A 15,725-nucleotide genomic window follows, 5' to 3' on the forward strand; every position below is an offset into this window, starting at 1 on the left:
TCCCGTGACCGCAGCCCTCGTCGTCAACTCCGGATCGAGTTCGTTCAAGTACCAGCTCATCGAACTCGAGGGGGAGCGCACGCTCGCCTCCGGACTCGTCGAGCGCATCGGCGAGTCGACCGGCGCGTGGAAGCACACCAACGCGCTGACGGGGGAGTCCTCGTCGAACGACGCCAGCGCCGTACCGGACCACGCGGCCGGGTTCCAGGCGATGATCGACGCGTTCGCCAAGGTCGGGCCGTCCTTCGACGAGTACCCGCCCGCGGTCGTCGGGCACCGCGTCGTGCACGGCGGGACCACCTTCGACCGGGCCACCGTCGTGACCGACGAGGTCGAGCAGCAGATCGAGGACCTGAACAGCCTCGCGCCGCTGCACAACCCGGCGAACCTCGAGGGGATCCGCGCCGCGAAGCAGGTGTTCTCCGACGTGCCGCAGGTCGCCGTGTTCGACACCGCGTTCCACCAGACGATGCCGCCGCACGCGTACACCTACGCGATCCCGGCCGACCTCGCCGCGAAGTACTCGATCCGCCGGTACGGCATGCACGGCACGAGCCACAAGTACGTGTCCGAGCAGGCCGCAGAGTTCCTCGGCCGACCGCTCGCCGAGCTGAAGACGATCGTGCTGCACCTCGGCAACGGGGCCTCGGCCGCGGCGATCGACGGCGGGAAGTCCATCGAGACCTCGATGGGCCTCACCCCGCTCGAGGGCCTCGTGATGGGCACCCGCTCCGGTGACCTCGACCCGGCGGTCCTGATCCACCTGCACCGCGAGGCCGGGCTGTCGTTCGACGAGCTCGACACGATGCTCAACAAGGAGTCCGGGCTCCTCGGGCTCACCGGCAACGGCGACATGCGCGACGTGCAGGACGCCGCGCTCAACGGCGACGACGTGGCCGAGGCGGCGCTCGCCGTCTACCGCCACCGCATCCGTCGCTACGTCGGTGCGTACACGGCGCAGCTCGGCGGCCTCGACGCCGTCGTGTTCACCGCCGGTGTCGGCGAGAACAACGCGCTGCTCCGTCGTCGCGTGCTCGCGGGCCTGGAGCACCTCGGCATCGAGATCGACCCGGACCGGAACGAGCTCGCATCGCGCGAAGCCCGTCTCATCTCGACGGATGCATCGCGCGTCGCGGTGCTCGTCATCCCGACGAACGAGGAACTCGAGATCGCCCGCCAGTCGGCCGCGGTCGCGCTCAGCTGAGCGCCGACAGGGCCGCCGGGATCGGGGTGTCGCCGCTCGTGACCTCGAACTGGACGCCCACCGCGGTGTCGTCGAGGATCGCGTGCAGCACCACCGCGGCGACGTCCGCGCGGGGGATCGTGCCGCGCGGGAGCGTCCGGCCGACGTCGACGGTGCCCTGCGGGACGGTGTCGACCAGGCCGCCGGGTCGCACGATCGTCCACCGCAGGCTGCGCGCCCGGAGGTTCGCGTCCGCCTCGGCCTTCGCACGCAGGTAGACCTGGAACACGTCGGCCTCGGCACGGGCGGGCACGACCGCACGCTCCGGGTCGTACGAGTCCGCCGCCATCGCCGAGACCATCACGTACCGACGGATCCCGGCCCGTTCGGCGGCGTCGGCGAGCAGGATCGCGCCGTCCCGGTCGACGGTGAGCTTCCGCTCCGCGCCGCTGTTCGGGCCGGCGCCGGCCGCGAACACCACGGCATCGACACCGCGTAGGCGGAGCGCGAGCTCGTCGTCGTCCAGCTGCTCGAGGTCCGCGACGATCGCTGTGGCGCCCTGTTGCTCGACGTCGGTGACGTGTGCGGGGTTGCGGACGATGGCGACGGCGTCGTGGCCGGCGTCGGTGACGAGGCGGGCGAGGAGCAGGGCGATCTGGCCGTGTCCTCCGGCGATGGCGATCTTCATGTGTCCGAGTCTGCCCGTTCCGTCCGGTAGACTTCCGGAGGCTCCTCACGTGACGCCATCCAGGCCAACTCCCCCAGGGCGGAAACGCAGCAAGGGTAACCGGGCTCTGGCGGGTGCGTGGGGAGTCTTTTCGTGCGGGGTAACCGGGGCTGTGCCCATGCTCCCGTGCGGGTGCGTGGGGAGTCTTTTCGTCGTCTGGTGTCCGTTTCGTAACGGGTTGCGGACAGCAACCTGATCGTGTGCAAAGATCGGCCTCAGGAATCCCCAACCAGGATTCCTGAACCCTCCACCGCCTCACCAGCGGGGGAGTTTCCGGATCAGGTGGCAGGCGCGTCCTGCCAGGAAAAGAGACACGCATGCGCAGGCACGTGTCGCTTCGGGGTACCCGCGTACCCACGACAGCGGGCGACTGGACACGACGGATCATCGGTGCTGGCGACCGAGCTCGACGACGAGCATCGGACGATCGGCGTCTCCTCCTGCGTGGCGGCGTCATCGCCACGGTGACGGCGCTCATCGCCGCCACCGTGGCGTTCCAACCGGCGGCGGCCGCCCAGACCGACGTCTCCGAGGCCGAGGGCGTACTGCTCAGCGGGTCGGGCATCGTCGACGTCGACACGATCGCGCAGCTCGGCGGTGCCTACTCCGCCCGCGGAGCGACCACCGGTGGCGGCACCACGAACCAGCCGCTCAACCTCACCGCGCTGAACGCGGTCGGGGTGGACCTCGGGAACGACATCGACCTGATCGGGGCGAACGGCATCCTCACCCTCGGGGTCGACGGCCAGTACGCGACGACCTCGGCGAACGGCGCGACCGCGTCCTCCGGCCTCCTCACGAACGACGGCGGCATCGGTGTCGGCAACGGCTCGGGCACGGGTGCGGCGACGCTGGACCTCAATCCGCTGTTCTCGCGCGTCGGCGCCGACACGACGGTGCTGTCGAACGCCCGGCTGCAGGTCGGTGCCCTCGCGTCGACGCTCTCCGCGACGCGCGGGGCGACGGTGAGCACGTCGAGCGACTACCGGATCGCGAGCGCGAACCTCGCCCTGACCAGCCCGGCGGTCCAGGGCCTGACCACCTCGCTCCGGGACGAGCTCCGGACGGTGTCGAGTTCCGTCAACGGTGTCTTCGGCACCGGTGGCGCCCTGCAGGGGACCACCTCGGCCGTGACCGCGCAGATCCAGACGCTGCTGCGTCAGGCGCTGCTCGGGACGGTGAACGTGAGCGGCACGAACATCACCGCGAACGTGAACCTCAACCTCGACGACACGCTGACCCAGGTCCTTCGCCAGCCCCTGACCGACGGCGCCGTGACGATCACCCCGTCGACCGGGACGATCACGGTCGACCTCGACAAGCTCACGGCGCTCAACGGGCAGCCCGCGAACACCCCGGTGCTGACGACCGCGGCCGTGAACTCGATCAACCAGAGCATCACCACGATCCTCGGGACGCAGCTGCCGACGGCACTGCAGACCGCCGTCGTGAACACGATCAACTCGACCGCGGTCCGCGTGGACATCGCGACGAACGCCACCGTCCTCGGGCAGCCCGCCGCGGCGATCGGCCTGCAGGTCGACACGACGCTCGGTGCGCTCGCCGGTACGGCCACCGCGAACCCGACGATCACGGCGTCCGGCAGCCTCGCCGGACTCCCGCTGCCCCTCGGGACGGTGCTCGCCCCGGTCGTGACCGGGATCGTCGTGCCGGCCCTGCAGACGGCGCTCCGGCCGATCATCGGCGGTACCGCACTCACCCAGCTCGGCGCGACGCTGACGAACACCACCCGTGCGGTGGCGACGCTGCTCTCGCCCGTCGTGCTGCTCCTCCGTCAGGTGATCGACCTCACCGTGAACGCGCAGGACACGACGACCGGGTTCCGCGACGCCCGCGGGTACGACCTCGGCTCGCGGAGCGTGCACGCGCTGCGCCTGTCGATCCTGCCGGGCGCGAACGTCGCCACGGTCGACCTCGCGACCTCGACCGTCCGCGCCAGCGCGTTCGTCGCACCGACGATCACGGCACCGACGGCGAACCAGGTGTTCAGCGTGCCCACCGCTTCCTCGACCCGCACCGTCGCGGTGAGCGGCGCGGGGGAGCCAGGGGCGACGATCGCGGTCAGCCTCGGTGGCGGACGCACCGGCACCGCCACGGTCGCCGCGAACGGCACCTGGACGACGACCATCGCGAGCGTCCCGACCGGCGACTACACGGCCACCGCGACGCAGACCGTCGGCGGCACCGCGGCGGGCACCGTCACGCAGCCGTTCTCGGTCGTCGCGCAGCAGGCGCTGACGATCACGACCCCGACCGCCGGGCAGACCTTCACCACCACCGGCACCACGGCGCCCGTGACCCTGACGGGCACCGCGACCGCGAACGCCCGCATCGACATCGACCTCGGCGGTGGCCTGACGGCGACCGGCACGGCGAACGGGAGCGGCGCGTGGAGCATCTCGGTGCCGAACGTCCCGACGGGCGACCAGACCGCCAGCGTCACGCAGACCGTGGGCGACAGCACCTCGGCGCCGGTCACCCGCGCGTTCCGGGTCGTGGCCGCGGCGGGCCTGACGATCGCCTCGCCGACGGCGGGCCAGGACTTCCCGCTCGTCGGGGACACCCGTGACGTCCCGATCTCCGGGACCGCGCAGCCCGGGGCCCGCGTGGACGTCTCGGTGAACGGCGGCGACCGGACGGCGACCACCACGGCGAACGCCGGGGGCGCCTGGTCGACGACGATCACGGCCGTCCCCGCTGGGGGCTACTCGGCGAGTGTCACGCAGACCGTCGGCTCCTCGACGAGCACGCCGGTCACGCGTGACTTCACCGTGACGGCGGCCCCCGCGCTGACGATCGACGCACCGGAGGACGGCAGCACGATCACCGTCGCCGGCACGACCTCGACGACCCCCGTCACGGTGTCCGGCACCGCGGCGCCGAACGCGCAGGTGGTCGTGGGCATCGGTGGTTCCTTCACCGCCACGGTCCCCGCGGACGGCGACGGGGCCTGGGAGACCACGTTCCAGGGCGTCCCGGTCGGCGACCGCACGGTGACCGCACGGCAGACGGTCGACGGGACGACGTCCGGTCCGGTGACATCGGCCTTCACGGTCCGCGCGGGTGCGCCGATCGCGATCACCACGCCGGCCCCCGGCGCGACGGTGACCGTCCTCGACGCCGACACCACCACGGACCTCGACCTGGTCGGCACCGCCGAGCCCGGAGCGGACGTCGCGGTCTCCCTCGGCGGCGGTCTGACCGCCACGGCGACGGCGAACGGGGACGGCGACTGGACCGCGACGGTCCAGGACGTCCCGGTCGGCCGGTACACGATCGCGGCGAACCAGACCGTGAACGGCACGACCTCACCGGCCGTGCGCCAGGTCGTCACCGTCGCAGCCGGTGCGGGCCTCGCGGTCTCGACGCCGACGCAGGGGAGCACGACGGCGGTCGCCACGGACGACGCGACGATCGACGTCACCGTCACGGGCACCGCCCAGCCGGGTGCGACCGTCGACGTCGTCCTCGACGGCGCGGACGACCCGGTGTCGACGACCGCCGGTGACGACGGCACGTGGACCGTGACCCTGCCCGCGGTCGGCACGGGCGACCACACCGCGAGCGTCACGCAGACGGTCGGCGGGCAGACCTCGGCGCCGGTCGACCGCGACTTCACCGTCGCGGTCGGCGACGACCTCGTGATCGCGTCGCCGACGGACGCGCAGCAGGTCCCGGCCGGCGCCGGCGGCCAGGCGGCCGTCGTGGTGCGAGGCACCGCCGAGGCCGGAGCCTCGGTCGCCGTCACGGTCGACGACGGCGACCCCGTCGTGGTCGTCGCGGACGCCTCGGGCAACTGGACCACCGACCCGGTCCAGCTCGGCATCGGCGACCACACCGTCGCGGCCGTCCAGACCGTGAACGGCACCACCGGACCGACGGTCACGGCGGACTTCACGGTCGTGCCCGGCACCGCGATCACCATCGAGTCGCCGGCCGTGGGGTCGCGCTTCGTGGTGGTCGACGGGGACGCCACCGCGACCGTGCCGATCTCCGGCAGCTCCGAACCGAACGCCGACGTCACGGTGTCCCTCGGGCCGGACACGCAGTTCACCACCACGGCGAGCCCCACCGGAGCGTGGACGGTCGACGCCACGGGTCTCGCTCCCACGGGCACCTACACGGTGAACGCGAGCCAGAGCGTCGCGGACGTCGTGACGAGCGCCATCCCGACCACGTTCCAGGTCGTCACCGCGAACCCCCTCGCGATCACGGCACCGAGCACCGCCCCGATCACCGTCGCGGGTGACGACGTGCAGCGCGACGTGACGGTCACCGGCACCGGCCAGCCCGGTGCGTCCGTGAGCGCCAGCACCGCCGGCGAGGACGAGCAGCAGGCCACGGTCGGGGCGGACGGCACCTGGTCGGTGACGTTCCCGGACCTCGGCGTCGGCACCCACCCGGTGTCCGTCACGCAGACCCTGCCCGGCACGGTCTCGTCCCCGGCGACGTCCGACCCGGTGACCCGGACGGTCACGATCGAGGCGGCCGACGCGGTGACCATCACCGCCCCGGACGCCGACGCGGTCCTCCTGGTCCCCGACGCGGACGCCACGCGTGAGGTGACGGTCTCCGGCACGGCCGAGCCGAACGCACCGGTGACGGTGCGGCTCGGCGACGACGAGCGCACGACGACCGCGAACGGTGACGGCGACTGGACGGTGACGTTCGACGGTGTCGGTGTCGGTGCCCCGACGCTCACCGCGACCCAGACCGTGGACGGGACCACTGCCTCCACTCCGGAGCAGACCGTCACGGTGCGGGCCGCCACCGCGCTCACCCTGACGACCCCCGAGGACGGCGACGTCCTGACGGTCGCCGACGCGGCCGGCACGGCCGACGTCCGCGCAGCCGGACGGGCGCAAGGCGGCGCCGCCGTCACCGTCACGCTGTCGAACGGCGACTCCGAGCAGGTGACCGCCGAGACCGACGGCACCTGGGAGGCGACGTTCGAGGACGTCCCGGTCGGTGACTACACGGTCCGCGCGACGCAGCGTGTCGAGGGACAGACCTCGGCGCCGGTGAGCGCCGGGGTCTCCGTCCGGGCCGGTGCGCCGCTCGCGGTCACCACGCCGGCCGGGGCCACCTCGGTGACCGTCGCGGACGACGACGCCACCACCGACGTCGCGTTCGCCGGGACCGGCCAGCCGGGAGCGACCGTCCGGGTCGACCTCGGCGCGGGCGGCACGGCCACGGCACCCGTCGGTGACGACGGCCGCTGGTCCACCACGGTGCAGGACGTCCCGGTCGGGTCGTGGACGGCAGCGGTCACCCAGGCGATCAACGGCACCACGAGTGCCGCGGTCGAGCGTCCGGTGTCCGTCGTCGCGGCGGCCGACCTGACGATCCGCGAGCCCGGTGACGACCCGATCACGGTCGCGGACGGCACCGCCACGACCACCGTGACCGTCGCGGGTGACGCCGAGTCCGGCGCCACCGTGACCGTCACGGTCGACGACCGCGACCCGGTCGAGGTCACCGCCGGGGACGACGGCAGCTGGAGCGTCGACGTGCCGGACCTCGGGGTCGGGACGCACGACGTCAGCGTCACGCAGACCGTCGGCGGCTCCACCTCGAGCACCCCGGTCGAGACGTCGTTCGAGATCGAGGCGGGCGACCCCGTCCTGATCGACGAGCCGACGGCGGGTCAGCAGTACCTGGTCGCCGGTGAGGGCGCGACCACCACGGTCGACGTCAGCGGCACGGCCGAGCCCGGGGCGACCGTCGTGGTCGACCTCGGCGGCGGACGCAGCGAGTCCACCACGGCGGACGGCGACGGCGCGTGGAGCGTCTCGGTGCCCGACGTGCCGGCCGGGACCCCGACGGTCAGCGTGACCCAGCGGATCGGGGACACCGTCTCCGCCCCGGCCACGGTGGGCATCCGGGTGCTCGTGGCGGACCCGATCACGATCGCCACCCCGGCGGACGGGTCGACCGTGCGCGTCGCGCAGCAGGACTCCATCGCGACGATCACCGCCGGTGGCGCAGCGCAGTCCGGGGCCGAGGTCCGGGTCACGATCGACGGGGGAGACCCGGTCACCGTGACCGCGACGGACGCCGGGACCTGGACGGTCGACCTCGAGGACGTCGGCGTCGGGGAGCACTCCATCCGTGCCACCCAGACGGTCGACGGCTCGACCTCGGCGCCGGTCGCCAGCACCTTCACCGTCGCCCCGGGCACCGCGCTCGCGGTGACGACCCCGGCCGACGGCGCGACCGTCACCGTCCCCGCCGGCACGACCACCGCCACCGTGCCGGTCAGCGGCACCGGGCAGGCCGGCGGGACCGTCCGGGTCGTCGTCGACGACGAGGACCCGATCGTGGTCCCGGTCGGACCCGACGGCAGCTGGACGACGGACGTCACCGGGCTCGACGAGGGCGACCACACCGTCACGGTCACGCAGGAGGTGAACGGCACCACGTCGTCGCCGATCGTGCGCGACGTCACGGTCGAGGTGGCCGCGGCGGACGCGATCGTCGTCACGTCGCCGGTCGCCGGCACCACGTACCGGGTGGTCGACGGCACGACCGACGTCGAGGTCTCCGGTGTCTCGGCACCGAACGCCGCGATCTCGGTCCGCATCGACGGCGGCACACCGGTCACCACCACCGCGAACGGTGACGGCGACTGGACCGTGACCGTGCCGGACGTCGGCACGGGGCAGCACACCATCGCGGCCTCGCAGACCGTGGGCGGGACCACGACGGACGCACCCGGGGTCGGGTTCTCCGTCAGCGCCGTCGCACCGGTCCGCGTCACGACCCCGACCGACGGTCAGGTCATCCCGACCACGGGGCCGACGGCCTCCGTCCCGGTGAGCGGCACGGCCGAGCCGAACGCCACGATCCGGGTCGACGTGGACGGCCGGACCGCGACGACCACCGCGGGCGGGGACGGCTCGTGGACGGTCACCGTCGGTGCCGTGCCCGTCGGACCGCACACGGTGTCGGTCACCCAGACCGTGGGCGGTGTCACATCCACTCCGGTCACGAGCAGGGTGACGGTCGCCGCCGCCCAGCCGACCGACGTCACCATCACCAGTCCGGCACCGGGCCAGCTCATCCCCGCCACGGGGACCGGTGACACCGGGTCCTTCACGGTGACCGGGCACGCCACACCGGGCGCCCTGGTGACGGTGCGCCTGTCCAACGGTCAGGTCCGGACGGCGAGGGCCGACGCGAACGGGGACTGGAGCGTCACCTTCGACCGCGTGCCGGAGGGCCAGTGGACGATCACGGCGTCGCAGTCGGTGAACGGCACGACGACGGCCGCGCAGCCGGTGCCGATCGTGGTGGACGCGGTGCAGCCGCTCGCGGTCACCTCGCCCACGCCGGGTGCGCACCAGACGGCCTCGGCCGCCGGGACCGTCGACTGGCGCGTCGCCGGGACAGCCGAGCCGGGTGCGACCGTCACGGTCGTCGCCGACGACGGGACGCCGGTCACCACGACCGCGGACGACACCGGGGCCTGGTCCGTGGTGCTCCGTCTCGCGGTGGGGCAGCACACCATCCGGGTGACGCAGACCGTGGCGGGCGCCACGTCGGCCGCGCAGTCGATCGCCGTGGTGGTCGACGCAGCCGACCAGGGGACGCCGGGTGGGCCGGGCACGCCCGGCACGCCCGGGACCCCCGGCCTGCCCGGTTCCGGCGCGGACGGTTCCGGCGCGGACGGGTCCGGTGCCGGCTACGGCCCCGGTTCCGGTGGACTCGCCTTCACGGGTGCCGACGTCGCGCCGCTCGCGGGTGCGGCCGGTGGGCTGGTGGTCCTCGGGTTCCTCCTGCTGGGCCTGTCCCGACTCGCCCGCGGCATCCGCCGCCGGGGCCGCGCCTGACCCCACGGCACGACCCACACCGCGCCTCTCGTCCGTCGTCTGCACTGACGGGAGGCGCGGTGTGCGTCGTGCCTGCGCCCCACTTCCCACAGATGGTCCGTCCAGGCCACGGGGTGTCGGTCGTCCCGGCTACCCTTGGGGCGTGGTCACCGCCCTGTATCGCCGTTACCGGCCCGAGAACTTCGCCGAGCTGATCGGACAGTCGCAGGTCACCGATCCGCTCCGGACGGCCCTGCGCACGAACCGGGTGAACCACGCGTACCTGTTCAGCGGTCCGCGCGGCTGCGGCAAGACGACCTCCGCCCGCATCCTCGCGCGCTGCCTCAACTGCGCCGAGGGGCCAACCGACACCCCGTGCGGCGTCTGCCCGAGCTGCGTCGAGCTGGCCCGCGGGGGCGGCGGATCGCTCGACGTCATCGAGATCGACGCCGCCAGCCACAACGGTGTCGACGACGCCCGTGACCTCCGCGACCGCGCCGTGTTCGCCCCGGCCCGCGACCGCTACAAGATCTTCATCCTCGACGAAGCCCACATGGTGACGCCGCAGGGCTTCAACGCGCTCCTCAAGCTGGTCGAGGAACCGCCGGAGCACGTCAAGTTCATCTTCGCGACGACCGAGCCCGAGAAGGTCATCGGCACGATCCGGTCGCGCACCCACCACTACCCGTTCCGCCTGGTCCCGCCTGCCGCGATGCTCGAGTACGTCGAGCAGCTCTGCACGCAGGAGTCGGTGTCGGTCGCGCCGGGCGTGCTGCCGCTCGTGGTCCGTGCCGGCGGCGGCTCCGTGCGCGACACCCTGTCCCTGCTCGACCAGCTGATGGCGGGCAGCGAGGACGGGGCCATCGCGTACGAGCGTGCCGTCGCGCTCCTCGGCTACACCGACGCCGCGCTGCTCGACGACGTCGTGGACGCGCTCGCGGTGGCCGACCCGGCCTCGGCCTTCGCCGCGATCGACCGCGTGGTGCAGACCGGGCAGGACCCGCGTCGTTTCGTCGAGGACCTGCTCGAGCGCCTCCGCGACCTCATCGTCGTCGCGGCGACGAACGAGAGCGCGGCCGCGGTCCTGCGGGGCGTCTCGCCCGAAGAACTCGACACGATGAGTCGTCAGGCGGGTGTGTTCGGCGCGAACGGACTGTCGCGCGCCGCGGACATCGCGAACCGTGCACTGACGGAGATGACCGGCGCGACCTCGCCGCGGCTCCACCTCGAACTCATGACGGCGCGGATGCTCGTGCCCGAGGCAGACGACACCCAGCGTGGTGCGCTCGCGCGGGTCGAGCGGCTCGAGCGCCGCGTGGGCGTCGGGGACGCCGGTGGGCACCAGGCCGGTCCGGAGACCCTGCCCCCCGCGGCGCAGACGAGCGCGCCCAGCCCCGCTGCACCGCAGACGCCGTCGCGTTCCGTTCCGGTCGCCGGATCCGCACCGGCACCTGCGCCGACACCGGCACCGGCACCCGCGCCGACACCGCCTGCCGAGCCCGCCGCGCCGGTGGCCGAGTCCGCGCAGCAGCCGGTCGACCCGGGCACGGCCGCACGGGATGCCGCTGCGTCGTGGGCCGCTGCTGTGCCGAGCGCACCCGAGGCCCCGTCCGAACGACCGGCCGCCGCAGCGCCGACGTCCAACGCTCCGACGTCCGCGGCACCGGCCTCCGCACCGAGCCCCGTGGCCGGGAGCGCGAACGCCTCGTCGACCGGACAGGGAGCCGCCGCCGGCGACGAGCCCGCGGTCCGTCCGATCGCGGCCGTCGGGTTCCAGCAGCTCCGGGACTCCTGGCCCCAGATCGTGGAGCACGTGCAGCGGGCGAAGCGCTCGGCGTGGTCCGTGGTCGTCACCGCGCAGGTCACTGCCCTCCGTGAGGACGTCCTCACCCTGACGTTCCCGAGCCAGCAGGACGTGGCCTCCTTCAAGGAGATGTCCGACCCGTCGAACAGCGTCAGCGAGCTCCTGCGGCAGGCGATCGTCGACGTGCTCGGGCTCCGGGTGAAGTTCGTCGCTCGTGGCCCCGGCGGCCCCGGTCAGCAGCGTCCCGCCCAGCCGCAGCAGCCGACGGCGCCGCCGCAGGACCGGGCTCCGCAGCAGTCGGCCGCACCGCAGCGCCCGGCCGCCCCGGCGCAGGCACCCACCCCGGCGCAGGCACCCACCCCGGCGCAGACATCCGCCCCGGCACCGGAGCGGTCTCCCGAGCGCGCGCCCGAGACCGAGCGCGCGCCCGGTCTCGGGCGCACGGCCGCCCCCGAGCCCACGGCGGCTGCGACACCGACGCCCGCGGCCGCCCCCGCAGCGGCAGCGTCCGAGCCCACCGGCGCCCCGGTGACCGAGTGGGCAGTCGCGTCGATCCCGGCGAACGACCCCTCGGGCGCAGCCGCACCCGACCGCGGTGAGCCGTCCTGGTCCGCCCCGTTCGGCACCACGGACACCGGCGAACCGGTCGCGCCCACGCCGACCGTCTCGAACCCGGCGGTCGACGCGGCCCTCGCGGCCCAGCTGCGCCCCGCGTCGTCGCTGTCCGCCGGTGCCCCGCAGGCGGCATCGACGCCGGAGGTCGCACCTGCGGTCGCTCCCGATGCGCCGGACGTGCCCGTCGACGACTACCCGCTCGACGACGACCCCTACGGTGACGGCGAGCCCTACGCGGACGCACCCGCCGGTCCGGCGGCGCCGTCGCCGGCAGCCGCGCCCGCGCAACAGACACCGCAACAGACACCGCAACAGGCACCGCAACAGCAAACACCGCAGCAGCAGACCGCGCCGCGGCAACAGCCCGCCCCCCAGGTCCGCCGGACCCCGGTGGCCGGTCGCTACGGCGAGGCCGTGGTCCGTGAGATCCTGAACGCCCAGTTCATCGAGGAGACCTCGCTCCACGAGGAAGGCGCCTGATGTACGACGGCATCGTGCAGGACCTCATCGACGAGTTCGGTCGCCTCCCCGGCATCGGACCGAAGTCGGCGCAGCGCATCGCGTTCCACATCCTCCAGACCGAGTCGTTCGACCCGTCGCGGTTGGCCGAGCTGCTGGCGGACGTCAAGGAGAAGGTCCGCTTCTGCGAGATCTGCGGCAACGTCACCGAGAACGTGCAGTGCAGCATCTGCCGCGACCCACGCCGCTCGCCAGCGGTGATCTGCGTCGTGGAAGAGGCGAAGGACGTCGCCGCGATCGAACGCACCCGGGAGTTCCGCGGGCTGTACCACGTGCTCGGTGGCGCGATCAGTCCGATCGACGGCATCGGCCCGGACGACCTCCGCATCCAACAGCTCATGACGCGGCTGGCGGACGGCACGGTGGACGAGGTCATCATCGCGACCGACCCGAACCTCGAGGGCGAGGCCACCGCGACGTACCTCAGCCGTCTGCTCGTCCCGATGGGGATCCGGACGACACGCCTGGCCTCCGGGCTGCCCGTCGGCGGTGACCTCGAGTACGCCGACGAGGTCACGCTCGGGCGTGCCTTCGAGGGTCGCCGCGTCGTCGGCGGCTGACCCGGTCAGGCCAACCCGCCTCCACACCCCACGCAGGATCGTTGCGTCCGCGCCCGCTCAGACGCAACATCCGCGAAACACCGACTACCATTGTCAGACCGCGTCACCTCGCGGATCCGTCGTCTCCGGGAGTACCAGCCAGTGGCCTTGATCGTGCAGAAGTTCGGTGGATCGTCCGTCGCGGACGCCGAGAGCATCAAGCGCGTGGCGAAGCGGATCGTCCAGACGAAGAAGGCCGGCAACGACGTCGTCGTGGCCGTCTCGGCGATGGGCGACACCACCGACGAACTCGTCGACCTCGCGCACTCCGTGACCCCCATCCCCGCGGGTCGTGAACTCGACATGCTGCTGACCGCGGGGGAGCGCATCTCGATGGCGCTGCTCGCGATGGCGATCAAGAGCCTCGGGGTCGAAGCGTCCTCGTACACGGGCAGCCAGGCCGGCATGCTCACCGACGCCCAGCACGGCAAGGCCCGCATCGTCGACGTCACCCCGAAGCGCGTGCGTGAGGCGCTCGACGCCGGGCACGTCGCGATCGTCGCCGGCTTCCAGGGCTTCAACCGCACGACGGGCGAGATCACCACGCTCGGCCGCGGTGGCTCCGACACGACGGCCGTCGCCCTCGCCGCGGCGCTCGACGCCGACGTCTGCGAGATCTACACCGACGTCGACGGCATCTTCACCGCCGACCCGCGCGTGGTACCGAAGGCCAAGAAGGTCGACCGCATCACGAGCGAGGAGATGCTCGAGCTCGCAGCTTCGGGTGCGAAGGTCCTCTACATCCGTGCCGTCGAGTACGCCCGCCGGCACGGGGTCACCCTGCACGTCCGCTCCTCCTTCAGCAACGCCGAGGGAACCATCGTCTACAACCCTGCAGAGGGGGAAACCGTGGAAGAACCGATCATCACCGGCATCGCCGGAGACCTCTCCGAGGGCAAGATCACCGTCGTCGGCGTGCCCGACACCCCGGGCAAGGCGGCGGAGATCTTCACGATCGTCGCCCGGGCCGGCGCGAACATCGACATGATCGTGCAGAACGTGTCGGCGTCGAACGGCCGCACCGACATCTCCTTCACGCTGCCGAAGGACCAGGGGCAGAGCGTCCTGACCGCGCTGGGCGTCTCGCAGTCGGACATCGGCTTCGAGGGCATCCAGTACGACGACCAGATCGGCAAGCTCGCCCTGGTCGGTGCCGGCATGCGCACGAACGCCGGGGTCTCGGCGGCGCTCTTCCGCGCCCTGCACGAGGCGTCCATCAACATCGAGATGATCTCCACGTCGGAGATCCGCATCTCGGTCGTCACCCGTGCCGACACCCTCAACGAGGCGATGCGCGTGGTGCACAACGCGTTCGGTCTCGACGCCGACTCCGAGGCCGTCGTCTACGCCGGCACCGGCCGCTGACCCGTCAGGAGCACTGCATGAGCACCCTCACCGTCGCCGTCGTCGGCGCCACCGGCCAGGTCGGCGCCGTGATGCGCCGTCTCCTCGAGGAGCGCGCGTTCCCGGCGGACCGCGTCCGGTTCTTCGCGAGCGCCCGGTCCGCCGGCACGACCCTGCCGTTCCGCGGCGAGGAGATCGTCGTCGAGGACTCCGAGCTCGCCGACCCGTCCGGCATCGACATCGCGCTGTTCTCGGCCGGCGCCACCGCGTCGCGTGCCCTCGCGCCGAAGTTCGCGGCCGCCGGCGCCCTCGTCGTGGACAACTCCAGCGCCTGGCGCATGGACCCGGACGTCCCGCTCGTCGTGAGCGAGGTGAACCCGCACGCCATCGACCAGGCGCCGAAGGGCATCATCGCGAACCCGAACTGCACGACGATGGCGATCATGCCGGTGCTGAAGGTCCTCGACACCGAGGCCGGGCTCCGTCGTCTCGTCGCCACCACGTACCAGGCCGTCTCGGGCTCCGGGCTCGCCGGGGTCGAGGAACTGCTCGGCCAGGCGAAGGCGGCGCTCGAGCAGGACACCGCCGCCCTCACCCACGACGGTTCGGCCGTCACCTTCCCGGAGCCGGTCAAGTACGTCCGGCCGATCGCGTTCGACGTCGTCCCGCTCGCGGGCAGCATCGTCGACGACGGCCTCGGCGAGACCGACGAGGAGAAGAAGCTCCGCAACGAGAGCCGCAAGATCCTCGAGCTCCCGGACCTCCTGGTCGCCGGCACCTGCGTGCGGGTCCCGGTGTTCACCGGGCACTCGATCTCGGTGAACGCCGAGTTCGCCCGTCCGCTCTCCGCCGAGCGTGCTACGGAGATCCTGGCCGACGCCCCGGGCGTCGAGCTGGCCGACGTGCCCACCCCGCTGCAGGCAGCCGGTCAGGACCCGACCTTCGTCGGCCGCATCCGCGCCGACCAGTCCGCGCCCGAGGGGCACGGTCTGGCGCTGTTCGTCAGCAACGACAACCTGCGCAAGGGTGCCGCGCTCAACGCGGTGCAGATCGCTGAGACGATCGTCGCGCGCCGCACGGTCGCCGCATAGCGGCCAGTACT

At 72.9% G+C, this 15,725-nt stretch carries 7 protein-coding genes and 1 other RNA gene; 7 read left to right on the forward strand and 1 reads right to left on the reverse strand.

What is annotated here, in order from left to right:
* The first annotated feature begins 4 nt into the window (after nt 1-4).
* Nucleotides 5-1,204, forward strand: a complete 1,200-nt coding sequence (locus FS532_RS07675; RefSeq protein ID WP_144752156.1) for an acetate/propionate family kinase — start codon at nt 5-7, stop codon at nt 1,202-1,204.
* On the opposite strand, the gene FS532_RS07680 is transcribed toward FS532_RS07675, so the two are convergent.
* The gene (locus FS532_RS07680) at nt 1,197-1,871 is read right to left on the reverse strand and encodes an SDR family oxidoreductase (RefSeq protein WP_144752159.1); all 675 of its coding nucleotides are present in this window, start codon (nt 1,869-1,871) and stop codon (nt 1,197-1,199) included. The genes FS532_RS07675 and FS532_RS07680 overlap by 8 nt on opposite strands.
* Before the next feature lie 36 nt (nt 1,872-1,907).
* Here FS532_RS07680 and ffs point away from each other — a divergent pair.
* From ffs to FS532_RS07710, 6 genes are all read left to right on the forward strand, one after another.
* Nucleotides 1,908-2,004: signal recognition particle sRNA small type (ffs, locus tag FS532_RS07685), an RNA gene on the forward strand.
* 370 nt (nt 2,005-2,374) lie between these two features.
* Nucleotides 2,375-9,763, forward strand: a complete 7,389-nt coding sequence (locus FS532_RS07690; RefSeq protein ID WP_186321953.1) for a choice-of-anchor G family protein — start codon at nt 2,375-2,377, stop codon at nt 9,761-9,763.
* A gap of 142 nt (nt 9,764-9,905) precedes the next feature.
* Nucleotides 9,906-12,641 carry a DNA polymerase III subunit gamma and tau gene (locus tag FS532_RS07695; RefSeq protein WP_144752164.1) on the forward strand — a complete coding sequence of 912 codons (2,736 nt, stop codon included), beginning with the start codon at nt 9,906-9,908 and terminating at the stop codon, nt 12,639-12,641.
* Nucleotides 12,641-13,240 carry a recombination mediator RecR gene (gene recR, locus FS532_RS07700; protein ID WP_079236554.1) on the forward strand — a complete coding sequence of 200 codons (600 nt, stop codon included), beginning with the start codon at nt 12,641-12,643 and terminating at the stop codon, nt 13,238-13,240. Before FS532_RS07695 ends, recR begins: the two co-directional genes overlap by 1 nt.
* 141 nt (nt 13,241-13,381) lie before the next feature.
* The gene (locus tag FS532_RS07705; RefSeq protein ID WP_144752679.1) at nt 13,382-14,644 is read left to right on the forward strand and encodes an aspartate kinase; all 1,263 of its coding nucleotides are present in this window, start codon (nt 13,382-13,384) and stop codon (nt 14,642-14,644) included.
* A gap of 17 nt (nt 14,645-14,661) precedes the next feature.
* Nucleotides 14,662-15,714, forward strand: coding sequence for an aspartate-semialdehyde dehydrogenase (locus tag FS532_RS07710; protein ID WP_144752167.1), 1,053 nt, complete (start codon nt 14,662-14,664; stop codon nt 15,712-15,714).
* The last annotated feature ends 11 nt before the right edge of the window (nt 15,715-15,725 follow it).

The sequence above is a fragment of the Curtobacterium pusillum genome (assembly GCF_007673235.1).
Classification (GTDB): domain Bacteria; phylum Actinomycetota; class Actinomycetes; order Actinomycetales; family Microbacteriaceae; genus Curtobacterium; species Curtobacterium pusillum_C.

What these genes read in the sequence shown, in the direction of transcription:
- FS532_RS07710 (WP_144752167.1), top strand. Translation starts at nt 14,662, where the DNA reads ATGAGCACCCTCACCGTCGCCGTCGTCGGCGCCACCGGCCAGGTCGGC.
- FS532_RS07680 (WP_144752159.1), bottom strand. Translation starts at nt 1,871, where the DNA reads ATGAAGATCGCCATCGCCGGAGGACACGGCCAGATCGCCCTGCTCCTC.
- recR (WP_079236554.1), top strand. Translation starts at nt 12,641, where the DNA reads ATGTACGACGGCATCGTGCAGGACCTCATCGACGAGTTCGGTCGCCTC.